The sequence below is a fragment of the Acidobacteriota bacterium genome (genome assembly GCA_016184105.1).
GTDB lineage: Bacteria > Acidobacteriota > Vicinamibacteria > Vicinamibacterales > 2-12-FULL-66-21 > JACPDI01.
Map to the genome: position 1 here is coordinate 23,898 of JACPDI010000048.1, position 18,318 is coordinate 42,215.

Here is an 18,318-nt window from a genome sequence, read left to right on the forward strand (position 1 = left end):
CGGAGGGGCATAAGTGTGACAGTCACACTTTCCTGGGCCGGCGCTTCGGAAAGTGTGACTGTCACACTTATGTCAGCCTCCTACGCGCGTATCTCCTCGACCTGCGCGCCCAGCGCCTTCAGGCGCTCCACCAGCCGCGCGTAACCCCGCTCCACCGTCTCGAGCGGCGCGAGCGTGCTCTCCCCGTCAGCGGCGAGCGCGGCGGCGATGAGCGCCATGCCCGAACGGATGTCGCGGCTGTCGAGCGCGCGCCCGCGCAGCCTGGTGGGCCCGGTCACGATCATCCGATGCGGATCGCACAGGAACAAGTCGGCGCGCATCGCGCTGAGCTGCTCCAGCGCGAACAAACGCAGCTCGTACATCCAGTCGTGCACGAGGGTCCGCCCCTCCGCCTGCGTTGCGAGCACGGTCACGAGGCTCACCATGTCGCTCGGGAAGCCAGGCCACAGCCCGGTGGTGATCCGCTTGACTGCCACCAGCCGCGGCGCCCGCTCGGTCGCGAACCAGTTCTCCTCGAGCCGGCAAGGCAGGCCCATTGCGCGCAGCACGGCGACGATCGGCTCCATGTCCTCCGCGCTGACGCCGTGCACTTCCACCGCGCCGCCGGTAATCGCCGCCACGACGCTCCAGCTTCCGGCCTCGATGTAGTCGCCGCGCAGGCGGTGCGTCGCGCCGCGGAGGCGGCCCCCCTCGACCACAATGGTGGACGTGCCGGCGCCCGACACGTGCGCCCCCATCCGCGCCAGGAACTCGCAGAGCTCGACGACGTGCGGCTCGGAGGCGGCGTGGCGGATGACGGTCCGTCCCTTGGCAGCGGCCGCCGCCAGCAGCGCGGTTTCCGTACCGGTCACCGAGGCCTCGTCCAGGTACATCGAAGCGCCGGCGAGGCCGTTCGGGACCTCGAGGACGGTGCCGGGCTCGTCCCGCTGCGTCGCGCCGAGCGCGACGAGGGCCTGCAGATGGGTCGTCAGCGTACGCCGCGCGGGAAAGTCGCCGCCCGGTTGTGAAAGATGCGCGAACCCGCGGCGCGCGAGCAGCGGGCCCAGGAGCAACACTGAGCCTCGCAGCTTGCCCACGAGGTCGGGCGCGGGGCTGGCGGTCGCGACCCGCTCGCAGCGGATGCGAAGCGTTGGCGTGCCGAGCCCGGCCACCTGTGCGCCGAGCCCTTCGAGGAGTCGCGCGAGCACCTCGACATCCCGGATGCGCGGGACGTTCTCGAGCACGCATTCCTCGCCGGTGAGCAGACACGCCGCCATCAGCGGCAGCGCGGCGTTCTTGTTGCCTTCAACCGTGATACGGCCGGACAGCTCCCGGCCACCCACGATTCGGAGCGACGCGACGGGCTGGTGTGATGAGTTCATGGTCAAAACTCGCCGAGAGACACGATCTCTTCCCTGAGCTCCACGCCGAACGCGCGGCGCACGCCGTCCTTGCATTCTTCCACAAGCCGCCTGATCTCAGCGGCCGTCGCGTGATGGTCGTTGACGATGAAATTGCCGTGGGTGTCCGATACCTGCGCGCCACCCACGCGGCGCCCTTTGAGGCCGGCGCGGTCGATGAGCGCGCCCGCCGAGTGCGGGATGCCGTCCGGCACGCGGTCGACGGCAGGATCGGGATTCTGGAAGATGCAGCCCGCGCTCGGAAGATCCAGCGGCTGCGTGCGTTTCCGGTATGCCAGCGACTGCCGCGCGGTCTCGCGCAGCGCGGCGGGGCCGCCGGGCGACACGGCGAACTCCGCCCAGATCAGGATCTCGCGCGTGCGCTGCAGCCGGCTCCTGTCGTACGCGAACTCCATCTCCGCCCTGTCGAGCTCCGCCAGCCGGCCGTCGATGGAGATCACCGCCGTGCGCAGCACGAGATCCCCCATCAACCGCCCTCTGAAGTGCGCGTTCCCATAAACAGCGCCGCCGACGGTGCCCGGCGTACCGGCCCACAACTCGAGCCCGGCGAGCGAATGCGAGATCGTCCACCGCACCAGGCCGTTGATCGTGAGCGCCGCGTCGGCGCGGATCCGGTTGTCGGCGACGCAGTGGACCTCGCCTCCACGCGGCCGGATGACAATCCCGCGGATCCCGCGGTCGGCGACCAGGAGGTTCGAGCCGCCGCCGATGACCGTCACCGGCAGCCCCTCGCGACGCGCGAGCGCGAGAACGTCGCGCAATTCGCCGGGGCTGCGTGTTTCGACGAGCCAGTCCGCCGGCCCGCCCACTTTGAAGGTCGTCATGGGCGCGAGCGGGGCCTGGCGGGCCACGCGATCCGCCCCCACGATCGACGCGATCGATTCCGCGACGGCGTCGCTCATCTCGAGGCTCCGAGGTCCGCGAGAGCGCTCTCCTGCTCGCGCAGCGCGCGGATCGCCTCGTCCAGCTCGCAGGGCATGAAGCGGATCGCGTCGCCGGGCGCGAGCTGCCCCGCGATCCGGATGTCGGCGGAGATCACCGTGCCGATCCGCGCGTAGCCGCCGCTCGTCTGCCGGTCTGCCATCAGCAGAATGGGCTCGCCGGACGGAGGCACCTGGAGGCTGCCGATCGGTGTGGCCTCGGACAGAAGCCGGCCGCTTCCCTCGGCGTGCAGAACGGGTCCATCGAGCCGATACCCCATGCGGTTCGATGCAGTGGAGACCCGGTAGGTCGCGCGGAGAAATCGGGCCACTTCGTCCGCCGGAAACAGGTTCGCGTCGGGACCCCAGATAAATCGAGCGGCAGCGGGAATCGAATCGATCGCGACGTCCTCGAGCCCGTGACGGGGCGAACGCCGTGGCTCCCTGATGGCGCGATTCGCGATGGGCAGCACGTCCCCGGCGCGGAGCGCGCGTCCGGCGAGCCCGGGCAACCGCGCCTGCACGGACGCCGCGCGACTGCCCAGGACGGCCGGCACGTCGAGGCCGCCGCGAATGGCGACGTAGGCGCGCGCGCCCGAACGGCGCTCGCCGAAGCGCAGCGACGCCCCCGCGGGCACGCGCACGGGAATCCAGCGACGGATGCCGATCGCGCCGCCTCCCGCTTCAATGACGGCCGACAGATCCGCACCGCCCACCACGAGATCCGCGTCGCCATCGAACCGCAGCTCCGGCCCGAGGAGTGTCACCTCCAGCGCGGCTTCCTCCGCGCGATTTCCCACGAGCAGGTTTGCCAGACGCATCGCGAACGGATCCATGGCGCCCGAAACCGGCACCCCCTGCTCCTGCATCCCCCATCGTCCACCGTCCTGGATCGTGGTCAGCAGGCCGGCGCGCACGACGGTGAGGCTCATGCGCGCACGAACCTGACGAGATCGCCGGCCCGGAGGAGCGAGGGTGAGGAGCGGTCCAGGTCGAACATCGCCTCGTCGGTCCGCCCGATCAGCCGCCAGCCGCCCGGACTCTGCACGGGATAGATGCCGGTCTGCTGCCCTGCGACGCCGATCGAGCCGGCCGGCACCGCGAGCCGTGGCGTATCGCGCCGCGGCATCGCAATGCGTTCATCAACGATCCCCATGTAGGGAAATCCCGGCAGGAAGCCGACCATGAACACGCGGTACTCGCGCGACAGGTGGAGAGCGATCACGTCATCTTCCGAGCACCGGGCGAACGCGGCCACGTCGGCAAGATCCGGCCCGGCGGCGCCGCCGTAGGCCGCCGGAATCTTCACCTGTCGCTGCGGAGTGGCGCGACGCGGCAGCGGCCGGGCGGCGTGGCTGCGAAGCGCCTCCGCCACGCCGGCGGGCTCGACGGCGAGCGGATCGAAGTACACCGTGACCGACGCGTAGCCGACAACGATGTCGCGCAGGCCACGCAGGCTGGCGGCGGCCAGTTCCCGCGCGATGTGGAGCGCGCGCTCGTTGAGGTCGGGATCGATCTCGTTTCCGATTCGCAGCAGCAGCGCGGAGTCGCCGACGGGCAGGACGGGTGTGCCGCGAGCGTCCATCATGGGCCGAGCGAGGCGAGGAGCCGCTGGTGAATGTTGTCGAACCCGCCATTCGACATGATGATGACGAGATCTCCAGGCCGCGCTTCGGCCGACACCGTGGAGACAATCTGATCCACGCTGTGAATGTGGCGTGCCTTGCGGCCGGCCCGCTGCATTTCCAGGACGAGCTCGTCCCCTGACAGCCGCTCGGCCTCCGGCAGGGTCGATCGGAAGACGGCCGCGATCACCGTCTCGCCGGCGGCGTCAAAGGCGGTGGCGAAGTCTTTCTGGAAGATTCGGCGGCACGAGGTGGCTGAACGCGGCTCGAAAATCGCCCAGATGCGCCGGTCCGGGAAGGCCGAGCGCACACCGGCCAGGGTCTCCGCGATCGCGGTCGGATGGTGCGCGAAGTCGTCGTACACGGCCACGTCACGTGCGATCCCGCGCAGCTGCAGCCGGCGGCGCACGCCTTTGAACGCTTTGAGCCCTTCGATCAACGCGGTGGCGCCCAGCCCGGTCGCGTGACCGACCGCCACGGCCGCCAGGGCGTTTCGCACGTTGTGCTCGCCGAGCAGCGGCACCTCGAAGAGCCCGAATGGCGAGCCGCCGCGCCGCACGGCGAACCGCATGCCGCCCGGGTGCGCCTTCACGTCGTGCGCCTGCCAGTCCGCGCCGCCCGCGAAGCCGAACGTTTCGACGCGGCATTTTGCGGTGACTCGCAGCGCCAGGGCCTCGCGATCGTCCGCGCCGAGCAACAGCAGCCCCTTTCGTGGCACGAGCGTGACGAAGCGCCGGAACGCGAGCCGGATCGACTCGAGGTCGGGATAGATATCGGCGTGGTCGTACTCGATGTTGTTCACGACGGCGATGTCCGGCAGGTACTTCAGGAACTTCGCCGTCTTGTCGAAGAACGCGCTGTCGTACTCGTCGCCTTCGATCACGAAGTCGCGCCCCCCGCCAAGGCGGTAGCTCGAGTCGAAGTTCTCCGCGATGCCGCCGATGAGCACGCTCGGATCGGCGCCGGCGTGGGTCAGGACCCAGCCCGCAAGAGAGGTCGTCGTGGTCTTTCCGTGCGTGCCGGCGACGACGATCGACCGCGCGCCCCAGAGAAAGTGATCGCGAATCGCTTCCGGGAGCGAACAGTACCGGATCTTGCGATCCAGCACCTCCTCCAGCTCGGGGTTCCCGCGCGAGATCGCGTTGCCGATCACCACCAGGTCGAGGTCCGAGCCGATGTGCTTCGGGTCGTAGCCCTGGAGCAGCGTGATGCCCTGCGCCTCCAGGAAGTCGCTCATCGGCGGGTACACGTTCTGATCGGAGCCGCGGACGTCGAACCCCTTTTGCCGCAGCATCGCGGCGAGGGTGCCCATCGCGGTGCCGCAGACGCCGATCAGGTGCACGCGGCAGCCGCTCACGCGGTGACCGCCGCGTCTTCGATCGCCACCGTCGTGCGCGGGCCGGCGGTCACCCGCGCCCGCACGCCGAATGGCAGCGTCAGGCACGGGCCGGTCGAATGTCCCGATGGCAGCCCGAAGACGACGGGGCCGGCGAAACGCTCGAACAGCTCGCAGACGACGTCGAGCGCTGCCGGCGCGCCTGACGGCTCGTGGCACCGCACCATCTCCCCCCAGATCACGGCGCGGGCGCGGTCGAGGATTCCGGCGAGCTTCAACTGCGTCACCATGCGGTCGATGCGGTACGGACGCTCGGCGACATCTTCAAGAAACAACACGCAGCCTTCCGGCGGATCGAACGCATACGGCGTCCCGAGCGACGCGACGATCTGCGTCAACGTCCCGCCCGTCAGCGGCCCGGCCGCTTCCCCGTCGCGAACCGGGTGCAGCGAGGCTGCCACTTCGCCCATCGGCTCGGGACGCGAGACGCAGGCCAGGAACGACTCGCGGTCGTACCCCTCGACGCCGCTGGCGAACCGCCCTTCGATCATCGGGCCGTGAATCGCGACGATGCCGCATCTCTGCGTGAGAAACGTCAGCAGCGCCGTGGTGTCGCTGTAGCCGACAAACAGTTTGGGATGGGCGCGAATGACCTCCGGCGGCAGCAGCGGCAGCAGGTGGACGCTGCCGTAGCCGCCGCGCACGGCGATGAGGGCGGCGATGCGGTCGTCCTGCCACGCGTCGAGGAAGGCGGCGGCGCGCAGCGCGGGCTCGCCGGCAAGGTAGGCGCGCCGCTGGAACACGCGATCGTCGTACACGGGATCGAAGCCGAGCGCGCGGAGTTCCGCGACGCCCCGCTCGAATTCGGCGCGGTCGAAGGGGCTCGCGGGCGCGACCAGCGCCACCCGGTCTCCCGGCCGCAACGCGCGGGGCTTGAGGATCACGCGAACCGCGCCATCTCTTCGGCGATCGCCCGGTGCTCGCCGCGGCCGAGCACGTCCCCGAGCCGCGCGTCGTCGCCCGGCGCGACCGTTCGGGCCAGGAACCGTTCTTTCACCCGTCGCTGGCGCGCAAGCGCGTCCTCGACACGCGCCAGCGGGAGGCGCTCCGTCTCGACGGCGCGGATGATCCCCTCGATTGCCTGCACGTGCCTTTCCGGGTCCGGCCCGCAGACGAGGAACGCGTCGCAGCCGGCCGCAATGGCCGCCGCGGCCGCCTCGCCCGGCGAGTAGCGCGCGCTGATCGCCTTCATCTCGAGGTCGTCGCTGATGACAAGGCCGTCGTAGCCCAGTTCCTTCTTCAGCATCCCGTCGACGACGGCCCGCGACAGCGTCGCGGGGCGCTCCTCGTCGAGGGCCGGAATCAGGACGTGCGCGGTCATGATCGACGCCACGCGCGCCTCGATCGCCGCGCGGAAGGGCACCAGCTCGACCTCGCGCAGCCGCTCCGGCGGGTGCTCGACGACGGGCAACTCGTGGTGCGAGTCGGTGCTGGTATCGCCGTGGCCCGGGAAGTGCTTGCCGCACGCCGCGAGCCCCTCGTCCTGCAGCGTCTCGATAATGACTCGCCCGAGCGAGGCAACCTGCCCGGCGCGCTCGCCGAGCGCGCGGTCGCCGATCACCGGGTTGGTGGGGTTCGTGTGGATGTCGAGCACCGGGGCGTAATCCAGGTTGATGCCGACCGCCTTGAGCTCGGCGGCCAGCGCCCGCGCGAACCGCCGCGCGAGCTGTTCGCCGTGCGCCCCGGGGGCGCGCCCCAGCGTGATCATCGGGGGCCACACCGTGAACGGGTCCTTCAACCGCGCCACGCGCCCCCCTTCCTGGTCCACGCTGATCCAGAGCGGCAGTTCCCGTTGCAACGCGCGCGCCTCGCGCGACATCTCCCGCACCTGGGCGGGCTCCGCGACGTTGCGCGCGAAGAAGATGACGCCGCCCAGGTCGAAGTCGCGCGCGATGGCCCTCAGGCCGGCGGGGATCTCGTGTCCGCCGAAGCCCAGGATGGCCAGCTGCCCCACGTGTCGGCGAAGGTCGCGCAATGACATGGTCAGGTGGCCATTATAATGCGCGTGTGCGCATCGTTTCCTCCGCTCCCACCCGCATTGATCTCGCCGGCGGCACGATGGACATCTGGCCGCTGTACCTGTTCCACGAGAGCGCGCAGACGCTGAACGCCGCGATCAGCCTTCGGGCTCACTGCACCCTGACGCCCGAGCCTGGCGGACGCATCGTGATCGAGTCGGCCGACACCGGGCGCACGGTCGAAGTGGAGCATTGGTCGGAGCTGCGTGGGAACCACGAGCTGAAGCTGCTCGGCCGGCTCCTCCATTTCTTCCGCGCCGAAGGACTGCGCGTGCACACCGTGTGCGAGTCGCCGGTCGGCGCCGGAATCGCCGGGTCGTCGGCGCTGAACGTGGCGGTGTGCGGCGCGCTCGCGGCCTGGTCGGATGCCGACATCGCTCCCGAAGACCTCCTCCAGATCGCCATGAACATCGAGGCGCAGGCGATCGACGTCCCGACGGGCGCGCAGGACTACAGGCCTGCGTACTATGGGGGCATCTCGGCCGTGGAGCTCGGCGAGCGCGGCGTGCGGCGCGTGCCGCTCGCCGTCAATCCCGCCGACCTCGAGGCGCACGTCGTCCTCGCCTACACCGGGGCGTCGCGCAATTCGGGGATTAATAACTGGGAGGTCTTCAAGCGGCACATCGAGGGGGATCGCGACATCTTCGACCGGTTCGAGCAGATTCGTGACATTGCAGTGGCGATGCGCGCCGCGCTCGAGCGCGGTCAGTGGAGTGAGGTCGGCCGGCAGATCGCCGAGGAGTGGGAGAACCGCAAGCGCCTCGCCCCGGGGGTGAGCACGCCGGAGATCGATCGCATGATGGCGGCGGCGCGCGTGGCGGGCGCGATCGGCACAAAGATCTGCGGCGCCGGTGGTGGCGGCTGTCTCGTGGCGTGTGCCGACCCGTCGCGGACATCGGCCGTGCGCGAGGCGCTCGGCGGCCACGGCGCGAGGCTGCTCGAGTACCGGGTCGAGACGCAGGGGCTGCAGGTCGAGCGCACCGAGCCGGTCGCCGCCGGAGAATAAGTGGGACAGTCCCACTTATGGATAACTTCTCGATCGCCCGCATCTTCCGCGAAATCGCCGACCTCCTCGAAATCAAGGGAGAGAACCCCTTCAAGGTGCGGGCGTACCGCGGCGCGGCCGACACCGTCGCCGACTGCCCCGAAAGCGTCGCCAACCTGTCTGAAGACAACCGCCGGCGGCTGCCCGGAATCGGCAGGGACCTCGCCGGGAAGCTGGCCGAGCTCGTCGAGACCGGCGCCCTGGCCTACCACCGCGACCTCCTCGCCGAGTTTCCGCCATCCATCCTCGACATCCTCAAGCTCCAGGGCGTCGGGCCCAAGACCGTGGCGCTGCTCTACCGCGAGCTGAATATCCGCACGCTCGACGACCTGGAGTCGGCCGCCCGCGCGGGGCGGCTGCGGGCGATCAAGGGCATGGGTGCGAAGAAGGAAGCGCTCATGCTCAAGTCGATCGCGGAGCGGAAGCAGGCGCAAGGGAGACGGCTCACCGCAGAAGCGCACGACGTGGCGGCGGTGCTCGTCGCCGCGCTCCGGACGGGTGCGCCGGACGCCACGATTCTGCCGGTCGGCAGCCTCCGGCGAGGCTGCGAGACCTGCGGCGACCTCGACATCCTCGCCGCGGGCGCAGATGCCACGCTGATGGACGTCTTCGCCAGGCACGCGCTCGTGGAGCGGGTGCTCGGGCGCGGCGAGACGAAGTCCAGCGTGCTGCTTCGCGGCGGCTTCCAGGCCGATCTGCGCGCCGTTCCGCGGGAGAGCGCGGGCGCCGCGATGCAGTACTTCACGGGATCGAAGGCACACAACATCGCCCTGCGGGATCGCGCGATCCAGCGCGGTCTCAAGCTGAACGAGTACGGGCTGTTCGATCTGGCCACCGGCATGCGCGTCGCGGGCGCCGCGGAAGAGGAGATCTACGAGGCGCTGGGCCTGGCGTGGGTGCCCCCCGAGCTGCGCGAGAATCGCGGTGAGATCGCGGCCGCCGAAGCGCGGGCGCTTCCCGAGTTGATCGAGCTTGCGGACATCCGTGGTGACCTGCACATGCACACGACACGCACCGATGGGCGCGCCGACGCCGGGTCGATGGCGCGCGCCGCCCGGGAGCTCGGTCGCGAATACATCGCGATCACCGAGCACAGCAAGGCGCTGGCGATGGCCAATGGGCTGGACGAGCGTGCCGCGCTCGAGCACGCCGCCCGGGTGCGCGCACTGAACGGCCGCGTGGACGGCCTGACGGTGCTCGCCGGCATCGAGTGCGACATCCTGCCGGACGGGCGCCTGGATCTCTCCGACGACTGTCTCGCGCAGCTCGATTACGTGGTCGCCTCGGCGCACTCCGGGTTCGGCCAGGGGGAATCGGAAATGACCGAACGGCTCCTGCGGGCGCTTTCCTGCCCCTGGGTCGACGCGCTCGGGCATCCCACGGGGCGTCTCCTGCTCCGCCGCGAGGGATACCCCTTCCGGCTGGAGCAGGTCGTGACCGAGGCAGCCCGGCTCGGCGTGGCGCTCGAGATCAACTGCCAGATCGATCGGCTGGATCTCAATGACGTGAACGCGCGCCTCGCCCGCGAGCGGGGCGCCCGGCTGGTCATCAGCACCGACGCGCACGCGCCGTCGGCGCTCGGATGGATGCGCTGGGGCGTGACCGTCGCGAGGCGCGCCTGGTTGCGCCGGAGCGACGTTCTCAATACCATGCCGCTCGACGCGTTCCGCGCGTCCCTGCGGCGCAGCCGCCCCCGACCATGACGACACTCGCCGAGATCCGGAAAATCTACTACAGCACCACGAAGGCGACGATCAAGCGCGATCTCGCGCGGGCGATCGAGCTGCTGAAGACGATGGAGACCGAGGAAGAACGCGACAAGGCCGCCGTGTACATGGACGGCCTGTCGCAGATGCGCTCGGAGTGGGCGGCGCAAAAGAAGATGCGGTAGGGTGCCCTGTGCCTGCCCCTGCTCACCGCTTCGCGCTCTTGACGAGGAACTTCCGCGCGGCCACGCGCAGACTTTCAGGCACGTTGCGATCCGTGCCGAGCGCCTTGAGGTCCCGCTCATTGAGCCGCTGGATGAAATTCATCGACAGCGCGGGGGGTGTCTTCGAGTTCCTGACGAGCGCGACGATCACGCCGTAGTTCTTTGTCCAGCTCCGGTTGCTGGCAATGATCCGGAGCACCTCCTCGGAGACGTTCCCCATCCGCGCGAACGCCTCGATTTCACTTTCGTTGACCTTCGGGCTGCTGAGCACGGCGATCGACACGAGCTTGTTCGAGTCGCGAATCAGCACCGCGCGCTGCTCGCGCGTGCCTTTGGTCGCCAGTTTCAGCCGGTCCAGCACGGGCAAGGTCGACAGCAGCGCGGTGGAAACCCGATCGTCCTCTCCCTCGCCCGGCGCCGGCAACTCGGGGAGATCGTCGTCTGGTGTCTGGACGAGGGGCTCCTCTGACGGCACGGAGACCGCAGGCCCGGCGGCGATGCCGCGCGTGGTAAAGAACTGCCGGATCTCGTCCGGCACATCCGAGCGTCCAAGAAACGCGCTGACCGGTTCGGCCGGCAAGGCCGCGATCGTTTCGCGCGCCGCCGCCGCGACGTCACGGTCGGCATCGTCGTGCAGGAGGACGAGCAGGGCCAGCTGCTCGAGCGGTCGCGTGGCCAGCGCGCCCTGCGCGGCGAGCAGCCGCGCGTCGCGCGCCACTTCGCCGCGCCGGAAGAAATCGATGAGCGGGGTCCTGAGGCCGGGATCCATGGTCGGCCCGCGGGGGCTACGGGAGGTAGCTCCGATAGTTCTCGCGCGTCAGGTTGATTTCGCGGACCTGCTGGCCACGGCCGAGCGGCTTTGCCATGCGGCCATTCAGCGCGATGGCGCAGGCCGCGGCGTCCCCCACTTGCAGCAGCGCGGTTTGGCGGAACCGGTGAGACTCACGTCCCCCTGCGGGGATCAGGCGTGACAGCACGACCTCTCCATCCACGGTCAGCTTCGCCCAGCAGTCCGACGTCGGCAGAATTTCGAGCGTAATGGCTTCGGGATCCTGCTCGCCGACGGGCGTGGGCGCCGGCACGCCTGGCGAAGACGGCGGCGCGGCTTCCGATGGCGGCGAGGCTTGTGCGGCTTCCGATGGCGGCGGCGCCGCGGCCGTCCCCTCAGGACGGCCAGCGGCCTCCTCCACGGCAGTGGCCGCCGTTTCAGAGGGGGCAGCGGCAGCCGACGCGGGCCGGCCGGACGCATCTCCCGCCGGCATCGGGCTTCGAGAGCCGAAATAGATGATCGCGGCCGCAATAGGCAGGCTCACGAGCACCAGCTTCAGCACTACGCCGGCCATTCGCTGCTTGCTCTCAAAGTCGACTTCGTCGTTGATCCCGCCGGCGTCGGGCGGCGCCGGCACGGGCCTTGGCACGGCCGGGGCCGGGCGGCTGATCGGCGCGGGCGCGGATCGCGGCGGCACGACCGGGCGCGCGCCTGCCGACGGAGGGAAGGGGACGGCCGGCGGCAGCTCGCCTCCGAAGCGCTCCAGGAACTGCTTGACGGTCTCGTCGGGATCGAGGCCCACTTCGATCGCGTACGACCGGACGAAGGCCCGGCTGAAAATTCCGCCGGGAAGCTTCGAGACGTCGTTGCGCTCGAGCCCCTCGAGCGCAACGACCGAGATCTTGGTGGAGGCTGCGATCTGCCGGAGGGAAATCCCCTTGCGCTCTCGCGCTTCGCGGAGCTGCGCGCCGAAATCTGCCATCGATGCGTTCAATTTAGATGAGCGGTTTCACGCTGTCAAACGCCGATCGCACCTGCCGCACCGATTCGGCGAGCCGGAGGGTATCGGTCGTGGCAAACCACCGTACGGCGGCCACCCCCGCGGCGAAGGGGGCGATGTCGCGAACGCGTGTCGCGTCGATGCCTCCGATCGCCAGGACGGGAACGTGGCTGTGTCTCGACGCGTCCGCCAGCCCCTGCTCGCCGGCCCACCGGTGGCCCGGAGGCTTGGACGAGGTCGGATACACGGCTCCGAAGATGATAAAGTCCGCGCCGCCGCGCGAGGCACGCTCGATTTCCTCCGGCGCATGCGTCGAGCATCCAATCAAGAAATCGACGGGCGCAAGCGATCGCGCCGCTTCGGCAGGCATGCTCCCTGCCTTCAACTGGACGCCGTGCGTGCCGGCGGCCAGCGCGACGTCGAGGCGGTCGTTCACCAGCACGCGCGTCGCCGATCCCTGCACGGCCGACACGACGTCTTCGACAAGGGTCAGGAGGGCGCGATCCGGCAGGTCGCGTTCCCGGATTTGGAATAGATCCGCACCGGCGGCGGCAGCCGCCCGCGCCTGGCCGGCTATCGCGCGGAGCTGCGCGTCCAGCGGCCGGCCGGGTCGCAGCCGGTGGCGGTCGGTGATCACGCACACGAGCCCGCGCGCGCGCTCGAGTGGCACCGGCGTCAGCCCGCGCTGCCGGCCGACTCCGGCCGCTGGGAGCGGGGCTTCATCACGATCTCAAACAGGTCGATCAAACCCGCGCCGGCGCTGACGACGCCGATCGCCGAAATGGCCCCGCGGAGCCACGGGCTGAGCAGCACGTTGCGCAGCAGGGGCCACGCGCCCACGAAGTAGTTGCGTTCCCAGAACGTGGTCCACGGCGCCACGGTGAGCACGACGCCCATTTCGACCAGGTAGGCGACGATGATCAGCCGCGTGAACAGGTTGCCGGTCAGCTTCCGCTCTCCACGCGCGACAGCCGGTCCACGCGCGCTTTGGCGTCACGGAAACTTCCGGCGTCGGCGAGCAGCTCCAGGAATACGGCGAGCGCCCGGGCGTTCTCGCCGTGCTCCTCGAGGGTCACGCCGAGGTCGTAGAGCAGCGAACGCCCGTCCTCGGCGGACGGCGCCGGCGCCTCCGCCGCGCGCTCCATCCATTCGAGCGCCTGCGCGATCTCGCCGCGCTGCCGGTGCAGCCTGCCAAGCGCCGTCGAGGCTTCGAAGCGATGCCGCGGCGATCGCGCCGCTTGCGAGAGCGCCCTGACCGCTTCGTCGAACATACCCATCTCGATGCAGGTCTTTCCGAGCTTCAGCTGTTCGGCCGCTTCTTCCGCCCCAGGCTGCCTCGCCATCGTGTCGCGTGCCCGCGCGAACGCCTCGTCCAGGGATTTGGGGGCGGGAGCGGATGGCTCCGAGGCGTCGAGTGAAAGCAGGGCGCCCGTCAGATCGACCTCAATGGCCGAGGAAGGCGCCTCCGCCGCGTCGAGTTCGCGAAGCAGCTGGTGCAGCGCCTCGAGGTCCACGTCTTTTTCCGCGTTCTCGGCGGCGGCCTTCGTCTGCACGTTCGACGTCTCCGCCGGCGGCGGCGTTGCCGCGAGAGGCGCTGGCGCCGGCGCTTCCTCACGCGGCATCGGCATCACGGGACCGAGATCGGCGAGGGGAAAGTGGTCGGTGGCCTGGAACGGCACCTGGCCGTTCAGCCGTTCCGCGATGACGCTGTCCGGATCGGAGACCTTCAACATCGTCAGCGCCTGGCGGAAGCGCTGGATGTGGGCACTCTCCCACGGCTCGCGCGCGACCAGGTCCTCGGCCATGAGCCGGGCCTCCGCGCCCTGCCCCGCGGCGAGGTACGCGTCGCACAGCTGCTCCTGCGTCTCGTACATCGTCGCCTCGAGCCCGCCAGCCACGCAGACTTCGACCAGCTTGAGCAACGCAGGAATCTGCAGCGCCGCGCGCGCGACGTACTCCTGGAGCAGCGACGCGGCCGTCTGGTGGTCGCCATGGTCCACCGCGACGGCTGCCGCGGTGTCGATGCAGACGAGCGCGGCCTCGGGCTTCGACTGGCAGAGCGTCCAGCCGAGCTCGACCACGTCGTTCACCTTCGACGAATCGAGTTCGAGAATCCGGCCGACAATCGGCGCCGCGGCGGCAAGGTCCCCTTCGCGCAGCTCGACCTCCGCGAGGGTCATGAGGAGGCCGGAGTCCTGCCCCGCCGTCTCGGCATCCAGGACTTCGCGCACACCGGCGAGGTCGCCGCGGTCCAGGCAGGCGCGCGCGAGCTGCGACCGCCCTTCACGGTCAGCCGGATCGAGTCGCACCGCCTGGCGGAGCGCGGCCAGGGCGTCGGCCTCACGGTCCTTCTCGAACAGGTCCGCTGAAATGGCGCGGTAGCGCTCGGCCGCCAGCGCTGTGCTGCCCCCCTCTGCAAGCACGCGCGCGGCGTGCAGGCGTGCGTCGATGTCGGCCGGGTCGAGCGAGCCGAGGCGGACCACGATCTCGTCGGCCCCCTGGCGATCGCCCCGGAACCGGCGGCGCTCCGCCACGGCGGCAAACTGCGCCTTCGCGTCGGCGATCAGCCCCTGCCTCGCCGAGATCTCGGCGAGCTGGAGCTGTACCGCCTCGTCATCCGGATGAATCTTGAGGATCTTCTTGTAGAGCGCCGCCGCCTTCGAGTAGAAGCCCTCGCGGCTGAAGTGATCCGCGATTCGCGCGTACTGCCGCGCCGCGTTCTCGAGCTGGCCCGCGCGGACGAACAGATCCCCGAGGGCGTTGATGGTGTTCCAGTCCTTCGGGAACTCCTCGACCACGCGGACGTACTCCGCGATGGCGGCATCGAGCCGCCCCTGACGAAGAAGCTTCTCGGCTTTCTTCAGCGATTCTTCGCGGTCGAAGGGCACACGGACTCCCCGAATGTTCTGCGCGGGAATGATTTATCCCATCCTATCAAACATCGTAGGGGGCCGGAACGAGCGACGGTGGACGTCCGAGTACCCGTGCCGCGCGACCGCTTCGAGGTGATCCCTGGTCGCGTACCCTTTGTGACGGTCGAATCCGTACCGCGGATCCTGCGCGTGCAGCTCCAGCATGAAACGGTCGCGGCTGACCTTCGCGACGATCGAGGCCGCGGCGATCGCCGTACATCTCGCGTCGCCGTGCGCCACGGGACGCTGCGCCATGAACAGGCGGGGGATGCGGAACGCGTCGACCAGCACCATGTCGGGCAGCGGGACGATGCTCATCACGGCACGCCGCATGGCGCGCAGCGATGCCTGGTGGATATTGACCTCGTCGATCTCGGCAGGGTCGACGAACCAGACGCCCCAGCCTGCCGCACCGCGCACGATCTTCGCGTACAGCCCGGCGCGTTCGGCGGCGGTCACCGTCTTCGAGTCGGTGATGCGGGGGATGTAGCGATCGGGATCGAGGATGACCGCGGCGGCGACGACGGGCCCGGCCAGGCAGCCGCGGCCCGCCTCGTCGACGCCGGCAACGCGCGCGAACCCCTGCCGCCGCAAGGTGTTCTCGAGCGTCCTGAACGCACGATGCCGGACCATCGATGGAAACGGGACTCAGCTGACCTTCTTCTTCTCCGTCATCCGCGCGGCCTTGCCCTTCAGCTCGCGCAGGAAGTACAGCTTCGCGCGACGGACCTTCGCCGACCGCACGACCTCGATCTTGTCCACGATAGGCGAGTGCAGCGGGAAGATGCGCTCGACGCCCTGGCCGAACGACACCTTGCGGACCGTGAAGGTCGCGCGCGGGCCGCCGCGATGCTGGCCGATGATCATCCCCTCGAAGATCTGGATCCGCTCCTTGTCCCCCTCGCGCACTTTCACGTGCACGCGCACGGTGTCGCCGGGACGCATTGCCGGGCGCTCGACAAGCTGCTGCTTCTCGAGGCTGTCCATCAGGTTCATTGTTCGTGCTCCTCTTTAAGTTCGTCCAGCAGTCGGCGATCGTCGCCGGTGAGCGCCGCCCGCTCGAGCAGTTCCGGGCGCGTTTCGAGCGTCCGCCGCAGCGCCTCGCGCCGCCGCCACCGCTCGATCTCGGCGTGGTGGCCGGAGAGCAGCACGGGCGGCACCTCCGCGCCCCGGAAGTTCGCGGGGCGCGTGAACTGCGGATAATCCAGCAGGCCGCGCGCTAACGAATCGCGCGCGACCGATTCTTCGTCGCCGACGACGCCGGGCAGCAGCCGCGCGACGGCATCCACGATCACCAGCGCCGGCAGCTCCCCGCCGGTCAGCACGTAATCGCCGATCGAGACTTCCTCGGTGGCCAGCTGCTGCCGGACCCGGTCGTCCACCCCTTCGTACCGGCCGCACAGGATCACCACGTGCGGCAGCGCGGCCAGCCTCTCGGCCGCCGCGTGGTCGAACGGCCGGCCGTCGGGCGTCGTCAGGATGACGGCTGACGGCCGGCCGCGGCTGGCGGCAATCGTGTCGACGGCGCGGAAGAACGGCTCGGGCTTCATCACCATGCCCGGCCCTCCCCCGTAGGCGACATCGTCCACGACGTGGTGCTTGTCGTCCGTGAACGCCCGCAGGTCGTGGATGCGCACGTCGAAGAGCCCGCGCTCGATCGCCCGGCCGAGGACCCCCTCGCGCAGGGATGCCTCCACCATCGCCGGGAAAATCGTGACGATCTCGAATGTCATGCCCTTAAGGGCGGCGGCTCTCGTTCAGTTCGATCAGCCCCTCGGGCGGCGCGATGACGATCGTGCGCCGCTCCGGCTCGACCGACACGCAGATTTCGCTCGCCAGCGGAATGAGCACCTCGCCGCGGCGCGTGTCCACCACCAGGGTGCTGCGCTCGGTGGGCCCTTCCACCGCCTTCACCGTGCCCACCACCCTGCCTTCGGCGGTCTTCACCTCGCACCCGACCAGGTGGTGGCGATAGAACGCCCCTTCAGGGAGCGCCACCAGCTCGGACTCGGGCACGCGCAACTCGGCGCCCGCCAGCGCCTCGGCGTCGTCCATCGTCGCCACCCCTTCGAACCCGAGCACGGGCCGTCCCTGGTGAAACCGCACGCTCCTGATGGCGAGCGGTTTCGGCGCGCCGGCCGCGCCGGACACGAAGACGGTCCGTCCCGGCTGGAACCGTTCCTCCGGAAAATCGGTGTCCGGATTGACGATCACCTGGCCCTTGTTCCCGTGGGCGCGCGCGACGCGCCCGACAAGGACCAACGACCGAAAGTCAGTCTCTGAACTCGACATTCACGCGCCGGTCCTCCAGTTCCGCCGCGGCCGCGGCGAGCGCGCGAATGGCCGCCGCCGTGCGTCCCTGCCGCCCGATGACGCGCCCGAGATCCCCCGGCGCCATGAACAGCTCCACGAGGAGCTGACCGCGGTGATCCGTCTCGGTCACCTTCACGTCGCCCGGGTGATCGGCAAGCGCCCGCGCGACGACCTCGACGACGTCGCGCGCGCGGCTCATGACGCCGCCTGTTCCGTCGCCGCCGCGGCCGGCTGCGCGGGGATCCGCGCCACCAGCGTGCGCAGGCTGTCGGACGCCTTCGCGCCCTGCTTCAGCCAGTACTCGAGCCGCTCGCGGTTGATGTTCAGCCGCTCGGGCCTCGTGCGCGGGTTGTAGTCGCCGAGCACCTCCACGAAGCTGCCGTCGCGCGGGCTCGTCTTCTCGGTGACGACCACGCGGAAGAAGGGCCGCTTCTTGGATCCGGCCCGACGCATGCGAATGACCAACATTCTCGTCCTCTTCTTCCGCCGGCCTGAAGGCCGGCGGCTACACCTGTTACTTCATCATCGATCGGAGCGCCTTCATGTTCGGCCGCCCCTTCTTGCCCAGACCCGTCAGGCCGCCCATCATCTTGAGCATCTTCTTCATCTGCACGAACTGCTTCAGGAGGCGGTTGACCTCCTCGACGCTCGTCCCGCTGCCGCGCGCGATCCGCTTGCGGCGGCTGCCGTTGATGATGTCGTGCCGCCGGCGCTCCTGCGCCGTCATCGACCCGATGATGGCCTCGATGCGCAGGACCTGCCGGTCGTCGATCTCCTCGCGCTGCTTCGACAGCTCCTTCACGCTGCCCATCCCGGGGATGAGCCCGATGATGTGCTCGAGGGGCCCCATCTTGCGAATGGTCCGCAGCTGCTCGCGAAAATCCTCGAGGGTGAACTCGTTCGCGCGGAGCTTCCGTTCCAGCTTCTCCGCGTCTTCCTGCGTGACGGCCTGCTCCGCCTTCTCGATGAGCGTGAGCACGTCGCCCATGC

Annotated in this window: 22 protein-coding genes; 3 read left to right on the top strand and 19 right to left on the bottom strand. The window is 69.8% G+C overall.

The genetic code is table 11. The features are described from left to right. Positions 1 to 80 precede the first annotated feature (80 nt). Genes murA through nagZ form a run of 7 tightly spaced genes read right to left on the bottom strand, consistent with a single transcriptional unit; the run spans position 81 to position 7,322 of the window. Entirely contained in the window at positions 81 to 1,361 is a 1,281-nt protein-coding gene (gene murA / locus HYU53_17060) for a UDP-N-acetylglucosamine 1-carboxyvinyltransferase (GenBank protein ID MBI2222899.1), read from the bottom strand. Between the two features lie 2 nt (positions 1,362 to 1,363). Continuing rightward, on the bottom strand, positions 1,364 to 2,302 hold the full coding sequence (gene murB / locus HYU53_17065; protein ID MBI2222900.1) for a UDP-N-acetylmuramate dehydrogenase: 939 nt from the start codon (positions 2,300 to 2,302) through the stop codon (positions 1,364 to 1,366). After that, complete coding sequence (locus HYU53_17070; GenBank protein MBI2222901.1) at positions 2,299 to 3,252, bottom strand: biotin-dependent carboxyltransferase family protein; 954 nt, start codon at positions 3,250 to 3,252, stop codon at positions 2,299 to 2,301. The genes murB and HYU53_17070 overlap by 4 nt, the downstream gene beginning before the upstream one ends. After that, entirely contained in the window at positions 3,249 to 3,908 is a 660-nt protein-coding gene (gene pxpB / locus HYU53_17075; protein ID MBI2222902.1) for a 5-oxoprolinase subunit PxpB, read from the bottom strand. The genes HYU53_17070 and pxpB overlap by 4 nt, the downstream gene beginning before the upstream one ends. Beyond that, positions 3,905 to 5,302 (bottom strand): UDP-N-acetylmuramate:L-alanyl-gamma-D-glutamyl-meso-diaminopimelate ligase, encoded by a 1,398-nt coding sequence (gene mpl / locus HYU53_17080; protein ID MBI2222903.1) that lies wholly within the window; start codon positions 5,300 to 5,302, stop codon positions 3,905 to 3,907. Before mpl ends, pxpB begins: the two co-directional genes overlap by 4 nt. Continuing rightward, positions 5,299 to 6,225: an LD-carboxypeptidase gene (locus HYU53_17085; GenBank protein MBI2222904.1), complete on the bottom strand. Its 927-nt coding sequence runs from the start codon at positions 6,223 to 6,225 to the stop codon at positions 5,299 to 5,301. Before HYU53_17085 ends, mpl begins: the two co-directional genes overlap by 4 nt. Then, positions 6,222 to 7,322, bottom strand: coding sequence for a beta-N-acetylhexosaminidase (gene nagZ, locus HYU53_17090; protein MBI2222905.1), 1,101 nt, complete (start codon positions 7,320 to 7,322; stop codon positions 6,222 to 6,224). Before nagZ ends, HYU53_17085 begins: the two co-directional genes overlap by 4 nt. Positions 7,323 to 7,348: 26 nt before the next feature. Between nagZ and HYU53_17095 the strand changes: the two genes are divergently transcribed. From HYU53_17095 to HYU53_17105, 3 genes are read left to right on the top strand one after another with little or no spacing between them, the layout of a single operon-like run. After that, entirely contained in the window at positions 7,349 to 8,365 is a 1,017-nt protein-coding gene (locus HYU53_17095; protein MBI2222906.1) for a GHMP kinase, read from the top strand. Between the two features lie 17 nt (positions 8,366 to 8,382). Then, positions 8,383 to 10,107 (top strand): DNA polymerase/3'-5' exonuclease PolX, encoded by a 1,725-nt coding sequence (polX, locus tag HYU53_17100; GenBank protein MBI2222907.1) that lies wholly within the window; start codon positions 8,383 to 8,385, stop codon positions 10,105 to 10,107. Beyond that, positions 10,104 to 10,295 carry a hypothetical protein gene (locus tag HYU53_17105; GenBank protein MBI2222908.1) on the top strand — a complete coding sequence of 64 codons (192 nt, stop codon included), beginning with the start codon at positions 10,104 to 10,106 and terminating at the stop codon, positions 10,293 to 10,295. Before polX ends, HYU53_17105 begins: the two co-directional genes overlap by 4 nt. Positions 10,296 to 10,317: 22 nt before the next feature. Here HYU53_17105 and HYU53_17110 read toward each other — a convergent pair whose 3' ends face one another. The 12 genes from HYU53_17110 to HYU53_17165 form a co-directional block, all read right to left on the bottom strand. Beyond that, the gene (locus HYU53_17110) at positions 10,318 to 11,103 is read right to left on the bottom strand and encodes a hypothetical protein (protein MBI2222909.1); all 786 of its coding nucleotides are present in this window, start codon (positions 11,101 to 11,103) and stop codon (positions 10,318 to 10,320) included. A gap of 16 nt (positions 11,104 to 11,119) precedes the next feature. Further along, positions 11,120 to 12,085 carry a DUF4115 domain-containing protein gene (locus HYU53_17115; GenBank protein MBI2222910.1) on the bottom strand — a complete coding sequence of 322 codons (966 nt, stop codon included), beginning with the start codon at positions 12,083 to 12,085 and terminating at the stop codon, positions 11,120 to 11,122. Between the two features lie 13 nt (positions 12,086 to 12,098). Further along, entirely contained in the window at positions 12,099 to 12,773 is a 675-nt protein-coding gene (locus HYU53_17120) for a thiamine phosphate synthase (GenBank protein ID MBI2222911.1), read from the bottom strand. 5 nt (positions 12,774 to 12,778) lie between these two features. Then, positions 12,779 to 13,000 carry a hypothetical protein gene (locus HYU53_17125; GenBank protein MBI2222912.1) on the bottom strand — a complete coding sequence of 74 codons (222 nt, stop codon included), beginning with the start codon at positions 12,998 to 13,000 and terminating at the stop codon, positions 12,779 to 12,781. Between the two features lie 47 nt (positions 13,001 to 13,047). Further along, a complete protein-coding gene (locus HYU53_17130) occupies positions 13,048 to 14,991 on the bottom strand; it encodes a tetratricopeptide repeat protein (GenBank protein ID MBI2222913.1) in 1,944 nt (647 codons plus the stop codon). 33 nt (positions 14,992 to 15,024) lie between these two features. After that, a complete protein-coding gene (locus HYU53_17135; protein ID MBI2222914.1) occupies positions 15,025 to 15,648 on the bottom strand; it encodes a ribonuclease HII in 624 nt (207 codons plus the stop codon). A gap of 15 nt (positions 15,649 to 15,663) precedes the next feature. Continuing rightward, complete coding sequence (gene rplS / locus HYU53_17140; protein MBI2222915.1) at positions 15,664 to 16,011, bottom strand: 50S ribosomal protein L19; 348 nt, start codon at positions 16,009 to 16,011, stop codon at positions 15,664 to 15,666. Then, positions 16,008 to 16,748 carry a tRNA (guanosine(37)-N1)-methyltransferase TrmD gene (trmD, locus tag HYU53_17145; protein ID MBI2222916.1) on the bottom strand — a complete coding sequence of 247 codons (741 nt, stop codon included), beginning with the start codon at positions 16,746 to 16,748 and terminating at the stop codon, positions 16,008 to 16,010. Before trmD ends, rplS begins: the two co-directional genes overlap by 4 nt. Positions 16,749 to 16,752: 4 nt before the next feature. Next, the gene (gene rimM, locus HYU53_17150) at positions 16,753 to 17,277 is read right to left on the bottom strand and encodes a ribosome maturation factor RimM (GenBank protein ID MBI2222917.1); all 525 of its coding nucleotides are present in this window, start codon (positions 17,275 to 17,277) and stop codon (positions 16,753 to 16,755) included. Between the two features lie 10 nt (positions 17,278 to 17,287). Next, positions 17,288 to 17,527 (bottom strand): KH domain-containing protein, encoded by a 240-nt coding sequence (locus tag HYU53_17155; GenBank protein ID MBI2222918.1) that lies wholly within the window; start codon positions 17,525 to 17,527, stop codon positions 17,288 to 17,290. Next, on the bottom strand, positions 17,524 to 17,796 hold the full coding sequence (gene rpsP / locus HYU53_17160) for a 30S ribosomal protein S16 (GenBank protein MBI2222919.1): 273 nt from the start codon (positions 17,794 to 17,796) through the stop codon (positions 17,524 to 17,526). Before rpsP ends, HYU53_17155 begins: the two co-directional genes overlap by 4 nt. A 46-nt stretch (positions 17,797 to 17,842) precedes the next feature. Further along, the coding region (locus tag HYU53_17165) for a signal recognition particle protein (GenBank protein ID MBI2222920.1) at positions 17,843 to 18,318 on the bottom strand (476 nt) is incomplete at its 5' end.

Coding starts and splice junctions, on each gene's coding strand:
- murA (MBI2222899.1), bottom strand. CDS start 1,361: ATGAACTCATCACACCAGCCCGTCGCGTCGCTCCGAATCGTGGGTGGC.
- murB (MBI2222900.1), bottom strand. CDS start 2,302: ATGAGCGACGCCGTCGCGGAATCGATCGCGTCGATCGTGGGGGCGGAT.
- HYU53_17070 (MBI2222901.1), bottom strand. CDS start 3,252: ATGAGCCTCACCGTCGTGCGCGCCGGCCTGCTGACCACGATCCAGGAC.
- pxpB (MBI2222902.1), bottom strand. CDS start 3,908: ATGATGGACGCTCGCGGCACACCCGTCCTGCCCGTCGGCGACTCCGCG.
- nagZ (MBI2222905.1), bottom strand. CDS start 7,322: ATGTCATTGCGCGACCTTCGCCGACACGTGGGGCAGCTGGCCATCCTG.
- polX (MBI2222907.1), top strand. CDS start 8,383: ATGGATAACTTCTCGATCGCCCGCATCTTCCGCGAAATCGCCGACCTC.
- HYU53_17105 (MBI2222908.1), top strand. CDS start 10,104: ATGACGACACTCGCCGAGATCCGGAAAATCTACTACAGCACCACGAAG.
- HYU53_17110 (MBI2222909.1), bottom strand. CDS start 11,103: ATGGATCCCGGCCTCAGGACCCCGCTCATCGATTTCTTCCGGCGCGGC.
- HYU53_17115 (MBI2222910.1), bottom strand. CDS start 12,085: ATGGCAGATTTCGGCGCGCAGCTCCGCGAAGCGCGAGAGCGCAAGGGG.
- HYU53_17125 (MBI2222912.1), bottom strand. CDS start 13,000: ATGGGCGTCGTGCTCACCGTGGCGCCGTGGACCACGTTCTGGGAACGC.
- HYU53_17135 (MBI2222914.1), bottom strand. CDS start 15,648: ATGGTCCGGCATCGTGCGTTCAGGACGCTCGAGAACACCTTGCGGCGG.
- rplS (MBI2222915.1), bottom strand. CDS start 16,011: ATGAACCTGATGGACAGCCTCGAGAAGCAGCAGCTTGTCGAGCGCCCG.
- trmD (MBI2222916.1), bottom strand. CDS start 16,748: ATGACATTCGAGATCGTCACGATTTTCCCGGCGATGGTGGAGGCATCC.
- HYU53_17155 (MBI2222918.1), bottom strand. CDS start 17,527: ATGAGCCGCGCGCGCGACGTCGTCGAGGTCGTCGCGCGGGCGCTTGCC.
- rpsP (MBI2222919.1), bottom strand. CDS start 17,796: ATGTTGGTCATTCGCATGCGTCGGGCCGGATCCAAGAAGCGGCCCTTC.